Source organism: Halorubrum luteum, assembly GCF_054652935.1.
In genome coordinates this window covers 672,259-693,128 of record NZ_BAAIGT010000002.1, presented here as the reverse complement: position 1 = coordinate 693,128, position 20,870 = coordinate 672,259, and the positions used below count along the sequence as shown (strand labels likewise).

Below are 20,870 nucleotides of genomic sequence, written 5' to 3'. Positions count from 1 at the left end.
CGTCCGCCGGAAACCCGGGGTAATGCTGTCCCGACAGTTCGTCCGGGAGAACCCCGATACCGTCCGCGAGGCGCTCGCGAACAAGGGTGTCGACGCGGATCTCGACCGGATACTCGACGTCGACGAGGAGTGGCGCGAACTCAAACAGCGGGGCGACGACCTCCGACACGAGCGCAACGAGATCTCCTCGCGGATCGGCGAGCTGAAAGCCGCGGGCGAGGACGCGGAAGCCGAGGAAGCGATCGAACGCTCCCAGGCGATCAAAGCGGAGCTACAGGAGGTCGAGGAGCGCGCCGACGAGCTGGAGGCCGAACTGGAGACGTCGCTGTTGGAGCTTCCCGGCATCCCCCACGAGTCGGTTCCGATCGGCGCGGACGAAACCGAGAACGTCGAGCGCCGCCGTGAGGGGTTCGACGATCTCCGTGAACTCCCGGACGAGGTCGTCCCGCACTACGACCTGGGCGAGGATCTCGAGATCCTCGACTTCGAGCGCGGCGCGAAAGTGTCCGGCGGCGGGTTCTACTTCGCGAAGGGCGACGGCGCGCGCCTGGAGTACGCGCTCGTCCAGTTCATGCTCGACGTGCATCGCGAACAGGGGTACCACGACGTGTTCCCGCCGCTGCCGGTCAACTCCGCATCGATGCGCGGCACCGGGCAGCTCCCGAAGTTCACGGAGGACGCCTATCGCGTGGAGGGGTCGAACGAGGAGCCGTACGACGACGACGACCTCTGGCTGCTACCCACCGCGGAGGTACCCGTCACGAACCTCCACCGCGACGAGATCCTGCTCGACGAGGACCTCCCCCTGAAGTATCAGGCGTACTCGCCGAACTTCCGACAGGAGGCGGGCGAGCACGGCACCGAGACCCGCGGGATCGTTCGCGTCCACCAGTTCAACAAGGTGGAGATGGTGAACTTCGTGAAGCCAGAGCACAGCTACGAGCGCTTCGAGGGACTCGTCGACGAGGCCGAGGAGGTGTTACGCCGGCTGGAGCTTCCCTACCGAGTGCTGGAGATGTGTACCGGCGACCTCGGGTTCACGCAGTCGAAGAAGTACGATCTGGAGGTGTGGGCTCCCGCCGACGACATGACGGACGGCCCCGAGCAGGGGGGTCGCTGGCTCGAAGTCTCCTCCGTCTCGAACTTCGAGGACTTCCAGGCGCGGCGGGCGGGGATCCGCTACCGCGAGGAGCACCACGAGTCGGCCGAGCATCTCCACACGCTCAACGGCTCCGGGCTCGCGATCCCGCGGATCGTCGTTGCGATCATGGAGTACTATCAGAACGACGACGGGACGGTCACCGTTCCCGAGCCGCTCCGGCCGTACATGGACGGCACGGAGCGCATCGACGGACACGACTCCGTCGGCGAGACGAAGCTTGGCGGCGAGTGAGCACGACCGGCTGACATCGCCGGCTCCGCGTCGTCCGTGCTACGGATCGACCGACGCGCGACGACGGACGGATCGCGTTTTTCAAACGCCCGGCCGTCGCAGTAGCGTCCATGAGCGACGATGACGACCACGAAACATCGGGTGGCGAGGACGACCACGGCCATCGGCCGCCCCGCGAGGAGTTCGCGGAGGACCCGGTTGGACACGCCCGTGCCGACCCGGGGATGACCGTCGGCGAGCTCGTCGAGACGTACGGACACGCCGGCATCGGTGCGGCGTCAGTCCACCAGGCCGGCGACGTGCTCGCGGAGATGCTGGGGTCGGAGGACTGCACGGTGTTCCTTTCGCTCGCGGGCGCGATGGTCCCGGCCGGAATGCGCCGGGTCGTCTCCGAACTGATCCGCGACGGCTACGTGGACGCGCTGGTGACGACCGGTGCGAATCTCACCCACGACACGATCGAGGCGATCGGCGGAAAACACCACCACGGTCGCACCCAGGACCCCGAGAAGAGTCCCCGGGACCACGACGAGACGCTACGGGAGGAGGGTGTCGACCGCATTTACAACGTGTACCTTCCACAGGAGCATTTCGCGGAGTTCGAGGGCCACCTCCGCGAAGAGGTGTTCCCGGCGCTGGAGGAGGCGTCGGACGGCGACGCCGTCTCCATCGCGGAGCTGTGTGCGGAGCTGGGCCGTGCGAACCTCGAGGTCAACGAGCGTGAGGGAGTTCCGGAGGACCCAGGGGTCGCCGCCGCGGCGTACGAGTCGGACGTGCCGATCTACTGTCCGGCGGTACAAGACTCCGTGTTGGGGCTGCAGGCGTGGATGTACGGTCAGACCGCCTCGTTCACGCTCGACGCCCTCGCGGATATGAACGGGCTGACCGATCTGGCGTTCGAGGCGGACGAGGCGGGCTGTCTGCTCGTCGGTGGCGGCGTCCCGAAGAACTTCACGCTGCAGACGATGCTCGTCACGCCGCGCGCGTACGATTACGCCGTCCAGCTCACGATGGATCCGGAGGCGACCGGGGGGCTCTCGGGCGCGACGCTCGAGGAGGCCCGCTCGTGGGGGAAACTGGAAACGGACGCCCGCAACGCCTCCGTCTACGGCGACGCCACGGTGATGCTGCCGTTGCTCGTCGCCGCCGCACGCGAGCGGATCGAGTGACTCGGCAAGCCCGGTCGACCCGACGAGCCCGGTCCGATCATCGACATCGGCCGAGTGGCGACCGCGACACGTGCGATCAAACGTCGAACACGACGTAGCCGTACCAGTCGTCCTCGCGCTCCTCGAGCGTCATCTCGGAGTACGTCACCGCCTTGATCTCCCGCGCGGCGACGCGGTCGAGAGGCACGCCGCGAGCACTGGCTCGCACGGTCCACGCGTCCGGGTCGACGGCTCCGGCCTCGACGGTCCCGGCCTCGACAACGCACTCGTGGTCGACCGGGAGTACCTCGCGAACGTCCCGTTCGTACACCAGCTGGTCGAGGTAGTCGAACAGCAGCGCCTCCCGACTCTCGGCGGTCACGCGCAGATCGAATCGGTCGCCATCCGCCGGAACGGCGTCGCAGCTCGCCGCGGTGAACCCCTCCGCGAGCGCCTCGAACAGCGCCGACAGCGTGGGGGCCGTGGCCTCGACGGCGATGTCGGCCGTGTGGTCCCGAAGCTCGTAGCTCACGGTAACTCGCACGGTGCGAGCTGCTTTCGAGTTTTCCATTCCCGACCGGACCGTTCTGCGCGAGTTAATCGAAATCCGTTCGGGCGGACGTGCTCGGAGTGCGAACACTCACTCGTCGATAACTGTCCAGTTCCCATCATGTCGGCTTCTGCGCGCGGGATTTGCCCGCTCGCACGGCCCGCAGGCCGTTCGGATGGTCGGCGGGACCGAACGTCCCGCGCGACTTGAGACCGGAGGATCCGCCTCGAAAGATGCTGATCTCAGGCGAGGGTGACGCCACGCCTCGTGAGGAACTCGCTCGCGGCTTTGATCTCCACGGGACTACCGATGATCCGGCACTGCTCGTCCGACTCGACGACGGTCACGGTGACCCGTTCGTGAAGTTCCTCACGGAGCCCGTCGAGCGCGTGACGGGGGAGAACGATCTGCGTGCTATCACGGAGACTCGACGGATCGGGCATTCGACGTTTCGTCGGTCGGACCTGCGTAATATAACCGTGTCGAAATATTGGCGAGCTAACTACTCGTGACGGACGACGGTGGCGACCACTCTGCCGTCTCCGCCAGCCGCATCGGGCAGGGGGTCGTCAGTGAACTATGTCACCAAACATCACGGTACTTATTTGTTTGTCGAAACATCACGTGCGAAAGCGAATGTCCTCGCGTGAGGCCCTCCTTCCGGGACGTATCGCCGTCCTGCTCGCTGTCGGTGTGATAGCCGCGGTCGTCGGTGGGGCGGTGATCGGCGGAGCAGAGGTTCCCACCGGCGACGCCGCGGAACCGGAACCCGACGAGATCGTCGAGCGCATGGTCGACGAGGCGAACGAGCACGGAGACGTGCACGGAACGTTCACTCTGGAGTACGTCGCCGACGGCGAGCAGCACGAGCGTCGAAGCGAGATGTGGGACCGCGACGGGACGGACCACCACAGATACCTGATCCACGAGTCGACCGACGACCGGTCGCCGGACGGTCGGCTCGTCGTGAGCGACGGCGAGACTCTGTACACGTACGACCCGCGTGACGAGGAGGCGACGAAGTACGATCTCGACGAGGGGAACGTGACGTTTCCACAGGCAGAGTACACCCACTACGGGGAGATGACCGGCTCGTTCGAGCTCGAGTACGTCGGTCGAGAGACGATCGCCGGCCGCGACGCACACCACGTTCGGTTTACGCTGCCGACCAGCGAGCCGGACGGAATACACGTGGTACTCGGTGAGACGGAGTACGCGTTTCCCGTCGGCTCCGCCGTCGACGACGAGTACGTGTTCGAGGGACACTCGCTGTACGTGGACGTCGAACGCGCGTATCCGCTGGCGGAACGGGTGCATCTCGCCGACGCCGACGGCGAACGAACGACGTTCGCCCGTACGCTCGAATCGGTTCGGTTCGACGCCGAGTTCGACGACGACCGGTTCACGTTCGAACCACCCACCGACGCCGATGTCACGGAACACGAGTTCGGAGAGACGGCCTCGTTCGACTCGATCGATGCGGCGGCCGAAACGGTGTCGTTCGAACTGGCGGCGGCATCCGCCCCGGACGGGCTCGCCGTCGACGATGTGACCGTCAGGAACCGAAACGAAAACACCACCGTACGCGTCACGTACAGATCCGAAACCGTCGACGTGGAATCCGGCCCGGACGACACCGAGGACCGGAACGCTGGCGCGGTCGGGAGGAACGACACCGATCCCGACTCCGAAGCCGGCGCGAACGACTCCGAAACCGGGACGAACGGCTCAGAAACCGACTCGGACGGCCGCGAAGCTGACTCCGGCGGAGCGGAATCCGACGTCGCGGTTTCGATCGCCGAGGAGCGGACGGAGCCGACGGGAGTGACGGCCCAGGTCGGCGACCGGGAGGCAACGGTGACGAACACGATGTCCGGAGTCGCGGTCCACTGGGAGTGTGACGGATTACAGTACACGGTGTACGGAGAGGTTACGCAGCCGGTGCTGTTCGACGTGGCCGAGTCGATCGAATCGACTGCCTGTTCCGACCCGTCCTGACGGACGCTTCCCGCAGCAGGCGGACGACCGTGGAACACTGCGGACCAACGCGCTCGTCACCGGGAGCCTCCGGACCGGTCACGAAGGAACACCTTTAACGAGCCGAACGGCCGAGCGTACAGTAATGGGACTGGAGGAAGAGATCGAGGAACTCCGCGAGGAGATCGCCGAGACGCCGTACAACAAGTCCACGGAGGCGCATATCGGACGGCTCAAGGCGAAGCTCGCGGAGAAAAAGGAGAAGCTGGAGAACCAGTCCTCCGCGGGCGGCGGTCACGGCTATGCGGTCGAAAAACACGGCGACGCCACGGTCGCGCTCGTCGGCTTCCCGAGCGTCGGAAAGTCCACGCTCATCAACGCGCTCACCAACGCCGACAGCGAGGTCGGCTCCTACGAGTTCACGACGCTCGACGTCAATCCCGGCATGCTACAGTACCGCGGTGCGAACATCCAGATGCTCGACGTGCCGGGGCTGATCGAGGGTGCCGCCGGAGGACGTGGCGGCGGCAAGGAGGTGCTTTCGGTGGTACGAACCGCGGACCTCGTCGTGTTCGTGCTCTCCGTGTTCGAGATCGAGCAGTACGATCGGCTCGCCGAGGAGCTGTACGACACCAACATCCGGATCGACACGGAGCCGCCGAATATCAACGTCCGGAAGACGCACAAAGACGGGATCCAGGTGACGATGGGCGACGCGGTGAGTCTGGACGAGGAGACCGTCAAACAGGTGCTCCGGGAGTACGGGTACGTCAACGCGCAAGTGACGATACCGCACGACCTCACGATCGACGAGCTCGTCGACGGCGTCATGGACAACCGGGAGTACCTTCCGTCGATGGTGACGGTGAACAAAGCGGATCTCATCGATCGGGAGTATCTCCCCACGGTCAAAGCGGAGCTCCGCGAGCGTGATCTCGATCCCGAGAACGTCGTCTTCATCTCCGCTGAAGAAGAGCGCGGCATGGACGGGCTCAAAGAGCGGCTCTGGGAGGAGCTCGGACTGATCCGCATCTACATGGACAAACCGGGCCGCGGCGTCGACTACGAGGAGCCACTGATCCTCTTCGAGGGAGCGACGGTCGGCGACGCATGCACGAAGATCGGCGGCGAGTTCGACGAACGGTTCAAGTTCGCACGCGTCACCGGTCCGAGCGCCAAACACGACGAACAGCAGGTCGGGAAAGGCCACGAGCTCGCGGACGAGGACGTGCTTCGGATCGTCGCCCGGAAGTGAGACGGGACGTGGACCGCCAGAAGCTATCACGCCAGCGAACCGCACCACGCGAGACCGGTGGGTCCACGTCGAAACGATCTGAACAACCGACACCGGACTATTGTATACCTCAAACGGGAAAATATCTATATAAAGCATAAATTTAATACATCTCACTAGTATACCATATCGGATCTCAAGATGTCAGCATCAGAACAAGTAGTCGAGAGCGCGACGCGCCTACAGGACCTCGAGTTCGCGGAGTTCACGGCGAAACTGATCGGCGAGGTGTTCGACGCCATCGTCTCCTCGAACATCCGGCAGCAGGAGGCGTACGCGGAGCTCCTCGAGCGAGTGAGTCTCGACATCGACCGGCGGACCGTTCTAATTTTCGGCAGTGTTTGGCAATATCTCGCTGTGATCCGTGGTGTTGGCGAGGAGACACCACCGTGTGATGCTGCCGCTGGGCTGCCGCAAACCCGTCTCACTGCTGTGATTTCTGTACAGTCCACCCCTCGAGTCCCGACCGCGCTTCACAATGAGCGGCACGGCACGACACCGGGACTGTAGGGTCTGACGGCCGCTCGCCACATCCTGTTCACCACCACAATCGGTGGGCTCCCCGAGAGCGCGGACGACGCCGGCCGGAGTGGCGACCGCGGCCAACTGAGCGACGACGAGCGTGGCCGAACCACATTTATCAACGCGTCCCCGACGTCGGATATGGTCGAGTCCGGCGACGGAGGCGAACGGGAGCGGACGTCCGGGGTCGGCAACGCGGACCCGGCCGTCAGTTCGGGGCGAGCACTGGTCGCCGTCGGCGCGCTGTGTTTCGTGCCGATGACCGTCGTCCCCTCCGGCGACGGTCTCACCTTCGTGACGCTGTGGGGGTTTCTCAACACGAGCGGCGGACCGGTGCCGACCGGCGTCCAGCTGTATCCCGTCTGGTCGTTCTTCCTCGACGGAACCCTGCCGATCGGCGTGTTACCGGGCTCGATCCGCGTGTGGCCGGTCGCGCTCGGGTTCCACCTCCTCGCGGCCGCGAGCGCGGCCGGGGGCGTCGCTCTCGGCAGAGAGGACCGGCGCGTGACCGGCGGCCTGCTCGTGCTGGCGGCACTCGCGTCGTTGTGGGTCACGGTCGGCGTCGCCGGGCGATTCGGCGTCGGCCGAACGGTCGGCTGGCTCACCGTGTTACCGACTGGTGCTGCCGCGACGATCGCGGTCGCTCTCGTCGGATACGGTCGAGACCTCCGTGAGGGACCTCGATAGAACTCCGGGTCTGGTGGGTATCCCATGATCGCGTACCCGAATCGGCCGTGCGACGTTGCGTGCGCCGTGAACGATCTCGGGCGTATATTGCGCATACGAGAATCGATGTGTGGTTTATAAAGGTGTATTCAGCGCGGTGAGGAGTGGTATATAAATGAGCGGTGGAGCAGAGACCGACTTGGAAGCCCCAGCCGCGACGGCTCGCGCGGCTCGCTGCGGTCCTCAGTCGCTCACTACGTTCGCTCCTTGCGGTCCTTACGTCGCCGGGCTTCGCCCTCGCGGCTGCCCCTTCCAGTCCCGCCCCGCACCGCAGCCTCGGACCACCCCAGCCTCGACCGGAGGGGCCGCCGGAACCGCTCGGCGGCCCCTCCGGTCTCCCTCGCGCGCTCGCTCACGGCTTCGCCGTTCGCATCCGAGGGCTCCCTCCGGTCGCCCTCGCGACTCGCGGGCCGCTGGCCCGCTCGCGGCGCGCGCCACCGCAACCACACCGCAGAGCATGATTTATATATCAGGTGACGGCGGGCGGTTGGCGCGCGCCTCCGAGCGCTCTGGAAAGAGCGCGAGGAGCGCGTGCGAGGGAGGCGGCGGCGAGCGCGGAACGCGCGAGCCGCCGACGAGGCTGGGGAGGCGCGAGGTGCGGTTGCGGTGCGGTCGGGTGGGGTTGAAAGGGGCAGCCGGGAGGCGGGCGCAGGCGACACAAGCACTGCAGGGAGCGAACGACGTGAGCGACCGAAGCGCGCAGCGAGCGTGCGCCCGCCTCCCGGCTGGGGCTTTCAGATCGTTCGTCGCGGAGCTATCGCTCCCGCGACTCACTTATAAATCACCTCCAGATCCATCACGCAATCACGTATAAACCCCTCATCCACCCTCGTGAGCGACGTACGCCCGACATCGATCACCGCGATAGCTGCACTGGGCGACTCGTGTGACCGTGTGTGAACTGTGCTATGACGCCCTTGAAGATCGTATGAGAAAATCGGCCGGACACCGACGCGGCTATCCGTCCGCTCTCGTGCCGTCCTCGGACGCCTGCCCGAACAGTTGCAGCCACGCGTCGACCGTATCGCTGTCGTCGTTGGCGGCCGCACGCCGGAGCGTCGCCGCCTTCGGGTGGAGCAGTTTGTTGACGATCGCCTCCGAGCAGTCGCGGATCGCCTCGCGGTGGGCGTCCGTCAGCGGCTCCCCGTTCGCCTCGAGTCGGTCGAACGCCTGCTGGAGCTCCGACTCCCTGATCTCGTACGCCTGCGAGTAGAAGCGTTCGAGCGCGTCGTCGACCCGCTCGACGCGAAGCCGCTCGGTCAGGCGCTCGAGCTCCTCGTCGACGATCCGCCGGACGGGTTCGACGGCGGCCTCGCGGCGGCGGAGCTCGTCGTTTTGCACCGCGAGCACGTCGTCGATGCTCGCGAGCGAGACGTCCGCCAGATCGCCGACCGCGGGGTCGACGTCGCGGGGGTTCGCCATATCGACCACGACCAGCTCGTGGCCGACCAGGTCTCCCATCGTGAGTACTCGGTCGGGGGCGGCGGTGGCGGAGACGACGACGTCGGCGGCCGCGAGCTGGTCGTTCGACAGCGCGGAAAGCGGGATCGCGGTGCCGTCGACGCGGTCGGCGAGCCGCTTTGCACCCTCGACGCTCCGGTTCGCCACCGTCACCGAGGCGTCGAGACCGACTCGGCAGGCGATCGCGTCGACGACGAGCGTGGCCATCTCGCCGGCCCCGACGACGATCGTCTCGCACCCCCGTAGCGAGTCCGGGGTTCCCGGGTCGTCGAGCGCCTCGCGGATGCGTTCGAGGGCCACGCTGCCCAGCGAGACGGTGCCCTCGTTGATGCTGGTCTCCGTGCGGGCTTGCTCGCCGACGCGGAGCGCCTTCGAGACGATCGTTTCGAGGTGGCCGTCGAGTGTACCGGCGTCCACGGCCGAGGTGTGCGCGCGCCGGAGCTGTCCGAGGATCTCGTCCTCGCCGAGGACGCCGCTTTCGAGCCCGCAGGCGACACGGAACAGATGCTCGACAGCGCTTCGCCCGGTGACGAGATGGTCGCTGTCCGGAGCAACGTCGAGCGCCAAAGAGCGGCCGAGCTCCGCGAGCGCGTCGCGAGCGTTCGGGCCGTACGCGTACAGTTCGTATCGCTGGCAGGTTTCCAGCGAGAACGCCGCCTCGACGCCCGCCGTCTCGCTGAGCGAACGGCGGACTCCCGACTCGTCACGGTCGGCGACGGTCTCGAATCTGTCGAACCCGTCGCCGTCGAGCGTCACTCGAAGACCGGCCACGTCGTCATACATGGGTGTTATGGTGGACTGCACGCGGTGTCGAACCGGGGCGGACCCCGGAGGGACGCCGTTACCTTCGTGGCGCTTCCCGCTCCTCGAGGTCGATCATTCGCTGGCCGAACGACTCCGGATCCTCGTCGTGGTACTCCCAGATGTTGATCTCGTTGTTCCGCACGTCGTCTACGCGCGGGTGCTCGCCGCTGGTCAGCCACGTCCAATCGGTCTGTCCGGGATACATTAATGGGAGCGTGTACGTCTCGATGGACCCCCAGTCCGGCTCGCCGTCGATCTCCTCGGCGACCAGTTCGCTGTTGCCGACTTGGTCGCCTTCGCCCTGGTAGTCGGGTTCGACGCCGAGCCCGAGCTTGTACGGGTAGCCGACCCAGTGCCAGCGCTGGGCACCTCCACCGTGAACGGCCGGGGAGAAGTCGTACACTTCACCGGGCTCGAAGTCGGTCTCACCGAGATACCCGGCCTCCAGTTCACGATGCATTTCGATCGTCCACGTTCCGTCCTCCCACGTCCCGTCGACCTTCCAGAGCCCGCCGGGGCCCTCGACCTCGTCGGGGAACACCATCCGCCGCGGGACCACTGCGCCCTCGAACTCGGCGAGTTCTGGGTCGAACTCCGCGGTCGTGTCCTCGACGTCCGGTGGCCACGCGTCGTCGTCGCGGTCCTCGTCGCGGTGGATCAGCGCGTGGGTGTCGGTCTGCAGGACGTTCCCATCGTAGAGATCGTCGAGCTCCAGTGCCCCGTTTTCGACCAGGTCCGGGTCGAACATGTACTGTGGTCGACCGTCGTCGTCGAGTCCCTGACTGTCACGGATCCGAGTCGACGGTTCGTCCATCGCCCCGTGTCGGTGATCGAGGATCGTGTGTGGCGTCGCGTAGCCGCCGGGAACGCCCCGAGCACAACGTACCATCGGCATGTCGAGATACTCGCCGTTCTCGAGCATCTCGTCGAGTTCGTCTTGGTCCCTGACGCCGTCCCACGCGTTCTCCCACCACTCGCCCTCGCGGGACTGCGGGATGTACTTTCGGACGTCGTCGTTCTCCAGAATGTCCCCGTGGTGGGGATCGGCCTCGACCTCGTCGGGTGCGGCGGCGTTGGGGAGGGTGCGAGTCCCCTCGTGGATCGTCAGCCAGCCGCCGAAGTTCTCGAACCCCTCGACCGTGCCGTCGTCGATCATGAACGCGATCCGGTCCTCGGTAAAACCGCCGAATATGTCGCCGACTCCGTAGTCCGGATCCGCCGCGCCGGGGTTCGGTTCGCCGTAGCGCACCCACTCGCCGTCCTCGAACACGAACACGTCGTGGAACCAACCGTTCGGAACGTCCCAGTCCCACTCGAACCGGAAGAAGATCTCCTCGTCGTTGTACGCTGCCTGCATGTCGAGCGAGATGACGAGGTCCTTCATCGCCCAGTCCGGCGTCATGTGGTCTATCTGCGTGTAGTCCGGGCGCTGTGGCCCCTCGTCCTCGCCCGGCTCCTCATCGGGCGTGTCTTCGGGCGTCTCCTCGGGCGTCTCTTCTTCGGGCGGTTCCTCGTCCGGATCGTCGAACAGCCCGAGACACCCGGCGACCGCAACGGTGCTCGCTCCCCCTATCGCCTGGAGCAGTCGCCGCCGGTGTGTGTTCGAGGCCGTTCCCGGGAACGTCGGCTTGCCGCCGAACTGCTCGACGAGTTCGTCGTCCTCGAGTTCCGTTATGTCCGGTTCCTCATCGTCGCCGGGTGGTGACTCCACCATAGTACGAGCATTCACCCGCGGAGGCCTTAGTTCTCCCCTTGAGTATTCAGGTGTTTATAATCACTCGGGGTATTTATGTGGGTTGGACGATCCTTTCGCGCAACACCAGCAGCGACGGGAGCACGACGACCGCGGCGAAAAGCGAGTACGCGACGGCGAGCGCCGTGATGAGGCCGAACCGCTGCAGCGGCGGCACGAAGGTGAGACCCAGCAGGGCGAAGGCAACGGCGGTCGTCACCGCGCTCGCGACGAGCGTCCCGGCGGTGGTTTGGAGCGTCCCGTCGAGAGCAGTAGTCGTCGGGTCTCCGTCCGCCCGACACTTCTGAAACCGGTCGCTCACGTGGATCGCGTAGTCGGTTCCCAGCCCGAGCGCGATCCCGGTGATGATCGCCGTCTCGGCGTTGTACGGGATCGAGAGCAGCGACATCGTCCCGAGCAGCCACGCGAGCGCGAGGACGACCGGCGTGACCGTGAGGAGCCCGAGCGTCCACGTCCCGTATCGGAGCCGGAAGGCGGCGGTCAGGAGCGCCCCGATCGCGACGAACGCGAGCACGAACGTCTCCACGGCGGTCGTCAGGATCGCCGTCGCCCGCTGGTGGGCGAGCACCGGCTCCCCGGTCGCCGTCGAGTCGACCCCCTCGGCGGACAGCGACGCCGCGACGGCGTCGAGTTCGCGCGTGACCACCGCGTCGTCCACACCCTCGTTGACCGTCACGACCGTCCGGACCGAGCGGTACGACCCATCGTCGTCCCGCTCGACGACGGCCGCCATCGCCGCCGGGTCGGCCTCGAACGCCGCGTCGAACAGCCGCTCGACGTTCCGGTCGGGAACCCCGTCGCCGGTCGTGTCCGCGTCGGCGTACGCCTCGGCGACCGCGTCGTCCTCCGCGGCGATCCGCTCGACGGTGGACAGCGGCGTCCGGACCGGGGCATCGCCGCCGATCGGCGTGGCCGTGATCGCCGGATCGATCTCCGCTCCGTGCGCGCGCTCGACGGCAGCCAGCACGTCCGGATCGGTGACGTCGCCGCGAACGAGCACCGACGCGCGTCTGTCGGTCGGCCGGTCGAACGTCTCGTCGACGTACAGCGCCTGCTCGCGGAGCCCGTACTCGGCGGGTCGGACCGGCTCCGGCAGCGACGTGACCCACGCGGGCTGTTCCGTCGGGAGGAAGTCGTTCCGGTCCGTCGAGGTGTCGATCGTCGTCGCCCCGTACGCGCCGCCGACCGCGAGGCCGACGGCGAGCATCACGACGAGGACGGGCATCGCCACCGCGGCGAGGCGACCGACGCCCACGGCTCGCTCGACGGAGCGAACTCGCCCGATCGGTGACGGGGTCGTCATCGAATCGCGCCCCGCGAGTCGACGCCGCCGTTCGACGCGGAGCGCCGGAAGCGCCGCGCCGAAGACGACGAACGTGGCGAGGATGCCGAACGCGCTCGCGACGGCGAACTCCCTGAGCGGCGCGATCGGACTCGCCACGCCCGCGAGAAAGCCGAGCGCGGTCGTCGCGGTGGTCGCGCCGATCGCGAACGCGACCCCGGACAGCCCGTCAGTGGCCGCTCGCTCCGCGTCGCTCGCGGCTGTCTCGAGCGCGCATCCGTCGAGCGCGCCTCCGTCGAGCGCGCCTCCGTCGAGCGCGCCTCCGTCGATCCCGTCCCCACCGAACCGCTCCGCCGCCTCGCGGGTTCGCATCACGACGTGTAGGGAGTAGTCGATGCCGAGCCCGACGACCAGACAGGGAACCGCGACGAGGAGCTGATTGATACCGATCCCGGTCCACCCGAGGAAGCCGGCGAGCCAGACGAGCACGACGCCGAGTCCGCCGAGCGTTACGAGTACGTCGACCGGGTCACGGTACGCCAGCGCCAGCGCGACCACGACGGTCACGAAAAGCAACGGACCGACCAGCGCGAACCCGTCCGCAGTGGCCTGGCTCGCCCGGTCGAACGCGAGCTGCTGGCCGATCACGAACGAGTCGGCGCTGCGGATCCGGTCGTCGCCGATCGCCTCGACGGTTCGCTGTGCCGCGAGCAGCTCCTCGTCGGTCGCGTCCGGACCGTGTACGACGACCACGAGGTGTGCGGCGTCGCTCTCGCCCGGTCGGTACTCGCCCGGTCGGTATCCCCGCGGGAGCAGCGACGACGCGGGCGGATACCCGTCGGGGGCGACGTCGTCGCTCGCGAGCAGCCGCTCGAGGTCGCGCTCGAACTGGTCGTCCGTTCGGCCCTCCAGCACCGACCGCTTGGCGTCGATCGAGGGCGAACCGCCGAACATTCGCAGTCTCGGATCGACGGCCACCGCGAGGCCGTTCCCGATCCCGACGGTAGATGCGTCGTCCGCGAGCGTCGGCGCGACCGTCTCGTTCGTCCGGATCGCCTCCTGTGCGTCCATGCTTTCGAGCACGCCCTCCCGCGTGACGGCGTGGTCCCCGCGGACGACGAGGAGCGTTATCGGTCGTTCGTCCGTCTCGAACGCGTCGTCGACGTACGCCTGCGCCTCCGTCGCCTCCGAATCGACGTCGAACTCCGCGACCCCGAACTCCCAGTCGGTCGCCGTCACGCCCGCGCCGATCCCGGCCGTCGCGACGAGGACCACGGCGAGGAGGAGTCTCCGGTGAGCGACGACGGCCCGTGCGTAGCGTTCGACCGGGTCCATTCCCGGCGGAGATTGTCCCAGCGGTCGGATAACGGTTCGGATGGGCGTGGGCGACCGATCCGGAGGACCCCGAATCGGAATCCGTACGTACAAAGTACCGCGGAGCCGACGCTCCGGTATGGACCTACAGTCGTTGCTCTCGTCGCGCGTCGATCGCGGTGCGGCGCCGCTCGCGGTCGGCGACGTGTTCGTGCTGGTCGCGTTTCTGACCGCCGGCACGCTCAGTCACACGACGACGCAGTTCCTGATCGAGAACCCGTTGTACCTCGCGCAGGTGCTCGCGCCGTTCCTGATCGGCTGGGCGATCGCCGCCCCGCTCGTCGGCGCGTACTCCGCGGGTGCGGCCGAGACCGCGAAATCCTCCGTCCCGCTCGTCGTTCGGTCGTGGATCCCGGCGGCCGTGATCGGCTTCGTGCTCCGGACGTTCGTGTTCACCGGCGGGGTCGCCCCCGCGTTCGTCGCGATCACCCTCGTCGGCGGGATGGTCGTGCTCGGCGCCTGGCGCGTGCTGTACTTCAAACTCCGGTAAGCGCTCGCGGATCGACCGAGGCCGGTCGCGATCGCCTTTTATACACCACCCTCGATCACTCGGACGATCTGACACGCGTCGAGCGGACAGACCACCCAGTGGTCGATACAAAACGGATCTCGGAACTACTCGTTACGGGCCGTCGAATCCCTCTCTGTGTCCGACATCACTGTATAAGTTATGTGTATTATCTCCAGATTAGCCGCTCTCGTAACGAGATAGGTATGGGAAAATTTTATAATGGGATCTGCCATAGTATCCAATGAAATATGACTGGGTACTACGACTACGTCCTCGGGCTCATTCCGGCCGCCCTGTTAGGAATCACCGCGTTCCTGAACCTGGTCGGACTGTCGTTGACGGCGGCTCTCCCCGCGGGCGCGACCGTCGCGATCGGGCTCATGGCCCACGCGATGTTCGTCAGGAATCCAGTCACCGCGCCCGCCGAACCCGGGTCGCCGAACGGCCCGGCCGCCGGAGCGTCCGCGCCGGGCGGCTCGACCTCGGGCGGTTCGACTCCGTCGGGCGGCTCCGCGTCCCCCGGCGCCTCCGCGTCCCCCGGCGCCTCCGCGTCCCCCGGCGCCTCCGACTGACCCCTCGTTCTGCCGCGGCCTGCACGGTTTAGTCGCTCGCGTCCGACCGGGCGAGTATGACGGACGCGCTGTTCCTCACGAGTGCCGAGGTCGACGACCTCGCCGAGCCCGCCGACTACGTCGCCGCCGTTCGCGACGCGTACCGCCAGATCGGAACGGGGGTCGGCGACGCGGAGCCGCGAACGAAGCTGTTCAACCGCGACCCGCCGGGGATGCTCACCACGTACGCCGCAGTGCTCCCCGAGACGGGTGCGATGGGCGGATACACCTACTCGGCCGGCTTCGGGGCGGAGGACGCGTGGTTCATGACGCCGCTTTTCGACGCCGACTCCGGCGAGCCGCTTGCGCTCCTCGACGGCGCGGCGATGAACCCGTTTAAAACGGGCGCGGCCGGCGCGGTCGCCGTCGACGCGCTCGCCCGCGCGGACGCGACCGAGGTCGCCGTGATCGGCAGCGGCGCGCAGGCGCGCGGCCAGCTCCGGACGACCGCCACGGTCCGCGAGTTCGAGGCGGTCCGCGTCTTCTCGCCCACGCCGGAGCGCCGCGAGTCGTTCGCCGACGAGCTCGACGCGGAGCTCGACCCCGAGGTGACCGCGGTCGAGAGCGCGAGCGCAGCGCTCGCCGGCGCGGACGTCGTCATCACGGCGACGACCGCGAGCGACCCCGTGATCGACGATGCGGACGTCGAGCCCGGGACGCACGTCACGGCGATGGGGCAGTACCACCCGAAGAAAAACGAGCTGCCGCCCGAGCTGGTCGCGCGAGCGACGTACGTTCCCGACCTGGCGGACAGAGTGAGAAACGACGCGGGCTCGTTCCTCGCCGCGCTCGACGCCGGCCTGATCGACGAGGACCACGTCGCCGCCGAACTCGGCGAGGTGGTCGCCGGCGCGCATCCGGGACGGACGAGCGACGAGGCGGTGACCGTGTTCGACTCGGGTGGCACCGGGGTCGAGACCGCCGCCGCCGCGTACATGCTGTACGAGCGCGCGGTCGAGGCCGACCGCGGCGAGCCGATCACGTTCGCGCCCGCGAGCGAGGCACTGACGGGGAACTGACCGTGACGGGAACTGACCGTGACGGGAACTGACCGTGACGGGAACTGACCGGTGGAGGCGTTCACTGCAGCCGATATCGGAGGATCGCGGCGATCCCGCCGAGATTCGAGAGCTGCTCGCCGGGTGCGAACTCCGAGGAGAAGACGACGACGTCGCCGCCCTGCTGTTCGACCGTCTCGATCGTCTCGTTGATGTCGATCGCCCAGTCGCCCTCGCCCTGTCGCTCCGTCCGGAGGCGGTCGTCGACGACGAGCAGCGTCTCGACCGCGCCGAACTCCGCGGCCTCCGCGACGTCCTCGGGTCCGTACGTCGCCTTCGCGCCCTGCGCGATGTTCTCGGTGAGCTCGTCGATCAGGTTCGCCTCCCGCGAGATCCGCGTCTCCTTTTGTACCTCGTCGACCGCGCCGCGCTTGAGCACCTCGTGGACGCCGCGGTCGCCCGCAGCGGCGGTGTCGACGGTCGTGATCCGGTCGGCGAGCTCGCGGTGTTCCTCGGCGATGTAGTCGCGGGCGTCGTTTTTCGTGAATCCGGGCCCGGCGAAGATCACGGCGTCGGCGTCGAGATGCGAGAGCGCCTCGCCGAGCTCCGAGAACAGCTCCTCGCGCGGCCGAGAGTACTCGCCCTTGCCGGTCGGTTTCGTGAACGAGGCGTACTCCTCCGTGCCGTACTGCTGGACGGTGTGGACGTACGCCGCCCCCTCCTCGACGGTCGCGATCGCGACGTCCGGGTTCTCTGCGGCCTCGGTCGCCTCCTGGATCCGCTCGGTCTGGTCCGGTTTGAACCGTTTCTCGACGACCAGCTCGTCGTGCTCCTCGACGTTTATCGTGTGGTGCTGGCCGAGCTGGTCCTCGCGGGAGCAGCCGACGATCACCCCGCCGATCCGCAGCCGGTTGGCGAACCGCGCGAACTCGACCGACTCCACCTCGAGAGTGACGTGGAGATGTTCGCGCTGTCCGCCCGTGTCTCTCATTCGGTCGTCGTCGCGCTGGATCCGTCTTGTGGTGTCGCCCTCGACCAGATCACCCGGTTCGAGGACGTGTGCGAGATGCCAGAGGTCGTCGACGTTCTCGGGAACGAGGGTGAGCCGCTCGCGGCCCTCCTCGCCGTAACCCCGGTCGGCGATACGCATGGGCGACCGTTCGCCCCGCGGGCTATCAACCCTTGGCATCCACGCCGACGGCGTGGCGTGCGAGCCCGAAACGCGACCGCGCTTGCGGTTCACGTCCAGATCGGGCTGTTCGTCCGCCGCCGCGTCGTCGCTCCTCACTCGGTCGCGTCCTTCACCGCTGGCCCCCACTCGAACGCGGTCGCATCCGACTCCGCGGCCGCATCCGACTCCGCGGCCGCATCCGACTCCGCGGTCGTCTCCTCGTCCGGAGGACCTCCCGCCGTGTACTCCGGCTCGATCACATTCTGGAACGGGACCGATCGTCCCGTCTGTACGTCGGGTGGGGCCTCGTCGAAACGTCGTCTGTGCCGTCCAGTCGCTCCGCCGCCATCGCTCGGCACCGTCGATCCCGGGGCGTCGCTCGCGCCGGCCGAATCCGACGCCTCCGCCGCCGTCGACGCCTCCGCCGCCGTCGACGCGCCGTGGCCGTACAGCGCATGGGCGACGATCCGGGTGGCGAACACGACCGTGATACCGACGAGAAGCGGGACGAACGGTGCGGCGAGCGCGTAGCCGGTGAGCAGCGTGACCATCGCGAGCGTCCAGCCGACCGCGTAGTCGCCGGAGGTGAGGACCGAGAGGAGCCGTCCGGGATGGAGCCCGTCCCTGAGCCGTCCGGAGTCGGCAAACAGCGAGAGTGCCGCGGGACGGACGTACACGAACGCCGCGAGATAGCCGACCGAGAGCACGCCGACGAGCCCGCCGACGAGGCCGAGGAGCGCGGTCGTCGCCTCCGTATCGCCGACGGCGACGTCGGCGGCCCCCTCGACGACCGGCTCGGGGTCGACCCGGCCGAGCTCGACGACCGCGCCGGCCGCAACCCCGAGCGCGGCCAGCGCCACGAGGGGCAACAGGAGCACGACCGACAGCAGCAGCGACTTCAGCCCGTCGCGGTACAGCCGCCCCCATTCGACGAACGAGGGAGCCCCGTCCGCGTTACCGTCGGCGATTCCGCCGGCGACGACCCGGACGAAATATCCCCGAGCGACGAGGACCGGAGCGAGGATCAGAGGTGCAGCCGCGAAAAGCGGCGGGAACGCGAGCGAGGCGACCAACCAGACCGGCGTGACCGTCCACGCGAGCAGCGTCACGACCGACCCGACGACGAGGACGCCCGCCGCATCGTCCGTCCGCGTCGGCGTCGTCAGCGCACCCCGAAGCATACCCGAACGGTCGTCCCCGGATCGTATAAAAGGGTGTGCGGCTGGGACGCGTGGGTAACGGGAGGCGTCTGTGCACGGAGGAGGTGGGAGACGGGAGGTGGTGGGGCGGAAGGCAATAACAGACAGGAGACGTGGACGGTGTTATGACACAGGCCACACGCCTACACGAGAATCGCTCGGTGCAGCCATCGCGGCGATCGAGTTCGGGCGTATATTGCGCAGTGTGAGTTCGAGTAGATGCTTATAAAGACGGATTTAGCGTGGTGAAGAGTGGTATATAAATGAGCAGTGGAGCAGAGACCGACTTGGAAGCCCCAGTCGCGACGGCTCGCGCGGCTCGCTGCGCGCTTCGGTCGCTTCGCTCCCTGCAGTGCTTTCGTCGCCGGGCGTCGCCCTCGCGACTGCCCCTTCCAGTCCCGCCCCGCACCGCAGCCTCGGACCGCCCCAGCCTCGACCGGAGGGGCCGCCGGAACCGCTCGGCGGCCCCTCCGGTCTCCCTCGCGCGTTCGCTCACGGCTTCGCCGTTCGCGTCCGAGGGCTCCCTCCGGTCGCCCTCGCGACTCGCGGGCCGCTGGCCCGCTCGCGGCGCGCGCCACCGCACTAACAGCGCATGTCTCCCTTATAACCGGCCGTGAGGCGGTCGGCGCGCGCCTCCGAGCGCCCGTCGGGCGCGAGGAGCGCGCGCGAGGGACGCGGTGAGCGCTCGGAGAGCGCGAACCGCGAGGCTGGGGAGGCGTGAGGTGCGGTTGCGGTGCGGTCGGGTGGGGTTGAAAGGGGCAGTCGCGATCCCCGCGAGCGGAGCGAGCGGGGGCTCGGGAGACGCAGTCTCCCGGTGGGGCGACGCCCGCCGCAGTAAGCACCGCAGGGAGTGAACGCAGTGAGCGACCGAGGAGCGCAGCAAGGCGCGCGAGCCGTCGCGGCTGGGGCTTTCGGATCGTTCGTCGCGGAGCTATCGCTCTCGCGACTCACTTATAAACGAACACCAACCCCTCCACGGTATCGCTTATAAACCAACCATCCACCCTCGTGAGCGACGTACGCCCGATATCGATCACGAAGCAGGCTCGTTCTGACGGTTGGGTCGTCGGGTAACCAGATCCGTGCGAACAGTGCTATGACGCCTTCATCGTACTGTCTGCGTTCCGGTGAGCGGCACGGCATGTGGGGGGAAGGATTCGAATCCTTTCAGGTTCGATTCCTGCTGCTCGCGAGTTGCTCGCAGCAGCAATGCGGGGGAAGGGATTCGAACCCTCGAACCTCTACAGGAGCGGATCTTAAGTCCGCCGCTTTTGGCCAGGCTCAGCCACCCCCGCGCACCCCTCATTTTTCAGGGGCCGCTCAAACCCCTTTCGGATGCGGTTGCCAGCTCACCAGTCGACCGACAGCGTACCATCACCGTGCGGGTCCGGCGCGACCTCCTCGTCGGTGCGTCGATCGACGACGTGGATGATCCCGCGGTCCTTCTTCGCCGGACACGCCTCCGCTGCTTCGATGTTTTCCGCCAGATCCTCCTCACCAATGTAGTACGTCTTGGGTTTCGCGATCCCGGTGGCGATATCCATCTCCCACGTGTCGGACACCTCCGCGCACTTGCCCGCGCCGAAGCACTTGTTCGCCTCGAAAACGATCTTGTACGGCTTCTCCTCCACCGGCGGCCCCTCGCCACCTAGATCGCTTGGCGACACGACGTCGTCTTCCTCGGTACTCATGTGATCCCGTTCACGTCCGTACGACTTTCCTCTGTCGGTCATGTCTCTCGATCACGAATCGACCGTTACTCCCGATCACGACACACCCCTCCCGTCCGTGTCAGCACCGCCGCGCATTAGAATCAGACTTTATTGAGAAATACCACCAAAATACATACATTTATCACAAAATAAGCGATTGAGCGCATCTTCCATTCACAATTACACGATATTAATAAGTGTATAAACAGTTCTAGCGCAGCGTTTATATATCCAAACCACGTTACTTTGTAACACGCCATGACGTCGTACATCGTGGAGTACGTCAGCGATCCGGTGACCCGCTCGTTCGACGGCGGACGAACGTACCGGCCGAAACGACCGCCCGCCGAGGAGCGATCGGAGGTGACGAGCGACGACCGGTGA

At 67.1% G+C, this 20,870-nt stretch carries 18 protein-coding genes and 1 tRNA gene; 10 read left to right on the top strand and 9 right to left on the bottom strand.

Annotated features, from left to right (window positions below; genetic code table 11):
• Positions 1-22: 22 nt before the first annotated feature.
• Positions 23-1,393 carry a serine--tRNA ligase gene (gene serS, locus ACYQ0R_RS03390; RefSeq protein ID WP_459820925.1) on the top strand — a complete coding sequence of 457 codons (1,371 nt, stop codon included), beginning with the start codon at positions 23-25 and terminating at the stop codon, positions 1,391-1,393.
• Between the two features lie 110 nt (positions 1,394-1,503).
• Positions 1,504-2,562: a deoxyhypusine synthase gene (locus ACYQ0R_RS03385; RefSeq protein WP_459820924.1), complete on the top strand. Its 1,059-nt coding sequence runs from the start codon at positions 1,504-1,506 to the stop codon at positions 2,560-2,562.
• Between the two features lie 76 nt (positions 2,563-2,638).
• Here the strand turns inward: ACYQ0R_RS03385 and ACYQ0R_RS03380 are convergent, their stop codons facing one another.
• Positions 2,639-3,073, bottom strand: coding sequence for an archease (locus tag ACYQ0R_RS03380; RefSeq protein ID WP_459820923.1), 435 nt, complete (start codon positions 3,071-3,073; stop codon positions 2,639-2,641).
• Positions 3,074-3,333: 260 nt separating this feature from the next.
• The gene (locus tag ACYQ0R_RS03375; protein WP_459820922.1) at positions 3,334-3,534 is read right to left on the bottom strand and encodes a VNG_1110C family protein; all 201 of its coding nucleotides are present in this window, start codon (positions 3,532-3,534) and stop codon (positions 3,334-3,336) included.
• Between the two features lie 193 nt (positions 3,535-3,727).
• Here ACYQ0R_RS03375 and ACYQ0R_RS03370 point away from each other — a divergent pair, with 193 nt between their 5' ends.
• The 4 genes from ACYQ0R_RS03370 (at position 3,728) to ACYQ0R_RS03355 (ending at position 7,571) form a co-directional block, all read left to right on the top strand.
• Entirely contained in the window at positions 3,728-5,089 is a 1,362-nt protein-coding gene (locus ACYQ0R_RS03370) for a LolA family protein (RefSeq protein ID WP_459820921.1), read from the top strand.
• A 124-nt stretch (positions 5,090-5,213) separates the two neighbouring features.
• The gene (locus tag ACYQ0R_RS03365; protein WP_459820920.1) at positions 5,214-6,323 is read left to right on the top strand and encodes an OBG GTPase family GTP-binding protein; all 1,110 of its coding nucleotides are present in this window, start codon (positions 5,214-5,216) and stop codon (positions 6,321-6,323) included.
• A 180-nt stretch (positions 6,324-6,503) separates the two neighbouring features.
• Entirely contained in the window at positions 6,504-6,872 is a 369-nt protein-coding gene (locus ACYQ0R_RS03360; RefSeq protein ID WP_459820919.1) for a hypothetical protein, read from the top strand.
• Between the two features lie 153 nt (positions 6,873-7,025).
• The gene (locus tag ACYQ0R_RS03355; RefSeq protein WP_459820918.1) at positions 7,026-7,571 is read left to right on the top strand and encodes a TIGR04206 family protein; all 546 of its coding nucleotides are present in this window, start codon (positions 7,026-7,028) and stop codon (positions 7,569-7,571) included.
• A gap of 996 nt (positions 7,572-8,567) precedes the next feature.
• On the opposite strand, the gene hemA is transcribed toward ACYQ0R_RS03355, so the two are convergent.
• The 3 genes from hemA to ACYQ0R_RS03340 form a co-directional block, all read right to left on the bottom strand.
• Positions 8,568-9,827, bottom strand: a complete 1,260-nt coding sequence (gene hemA / locus ACYQ0R_RS03350; protein ID WP_459820917.1) for a glutamyl-tRNA reductase — start codon at positions 9,825-9,827, stop codon at positions 8,568-8,570.
• An 85-nt stretch (positions 9,828-9,912) separates the two neighbouring features.
• A complete protein-coding gene (locus tag ACYQ0R_RS03345; protein ID WP_459820916.1) occupies positions 9,913-11,589 on the bottom strand; it encodes an ethylbenzene dehydrogenase-related protein in 1,677 nt (558 codons plus the stop codon).
• Positions 11,590-11,662: 73 nt separating this feature from the next.
• The gene (locus ACYQ0R_RS03340) at positions 11,663-14,245 is read right to left on the bottom strand and encodes an efflux RND transporter permease subunit (protein ID WP_459820915.1); all 2,583 of its coding nucleotides are present in this window, start codon (positions 14,243-14,245) and stop codon (positions 11,663-11,665) included.
• A gap of 118 nt (positions 14,246-14,363) precedes the next feature.
• Between ACYQ0R_RS03340 and ACYQ0R_RS03335 the strand changes: the two genes are divergently transcribed.
• From ACYQ0R_RS03335 to ACYQ0R_RS03325, 3 genes are all read left to right on the top strand, one after another.
• Entirely contained in the window at positions 14,364-14,774 is a 411-nt protein-coding gene (locus ACYQ0R_RS03335) for a DUF3054 domain-containing protein (protein WP_459820914.1), read from the top strand.
• A 269-nt stretch (positions 14,775-15,043) separates the two neighbouring features.
• Entirely contained in the window at positions 15,044-15,367 is a 324-nt protein-coding gene (locus tag ACYQ0R_RS03330) for a DUF8015 family protein (protein ID WP_459820913.1), read from the top strand.
• A 56-nt stretch (positions 15,368-15,423) separates the two neighbouring features.
• Positions 15,424-16,425: an ornithine cyclodeaminase family protein gene (locus tag ACYQ0R_RS03325; protein WP_459820912.1), complete on the top strand. Its 1,002-nt coding sequence runs from the start codon at positions 15,424-15,426 to the stop codon at positions 16,423-16,425.
• Positions 16,426-16,486: 61 nt separating this feature from the next.
• Here ACYQ0R_RS03325 and ACYQ0R_RS03320 read toward each other — a convergent pair whose 3' ends face one another.
• The 4 genes from ACYQ0R_RS03320 to ACYQ0R_RS03305 form a co-directional block, all read right to left on the bottom strand.
• Positions 16,487-17,554, bottom strand: a complete 1,068-nt coding sequence (locus ACYQ0R_RS03320; protein ID WP_459825649.1) for an mRNA surveillance protein pelota — start codon at positions 17,552-17,554, stop codon at positions 16,487-16,489.
• A gap of 134 nt (positions 17,555-17,688) precedes the next feature.
• Complete coding sequence (locus ACYQ0R_RS03315; RefSeq protein ID WP_459820911.1) at positions 17,689-18,756, bottom strand: DUF4013 domain-containing protein; 1,068 nt, start codon at positions 18,754-18,756, stop codon at positions 17,689-17,691.
• A gap of 1,228 nt (positions 18,757-19,984) precedes the next feature.
• Positions 19,985-20,069, bottom strand: a tRNA-Leu gene (locus ACYQ0R_RS03310).
• 54 nt (positions 20,070-20,123) lie between these two features.
• A complete protein-coding gene (locus tag ACYQ0R_RS03305) occupies positions 20,124-20,465 on the bottom strand; it encodes a ferredoxin (RefSeq protein ID WP_459820910.1) in 342 nt (113 codons plus the stop codon).
• A gap of 279 nt (positions 20,466-20,744) precedes the next feature.
• Here ACYQ0R_RS03305 and ACYQ0R_RS03300 point away from each other — a divergent pair, with 279 nt between their 5' ends.
• Positions 20,745-20,870, top strand: coding sequence for a hypothetical protein (locus ACYQ0R_RS03300; protein WP_459820909.1), 126 nt, complete (start codon positions 20,745-20,747; stop codon positions 20,868-20,870).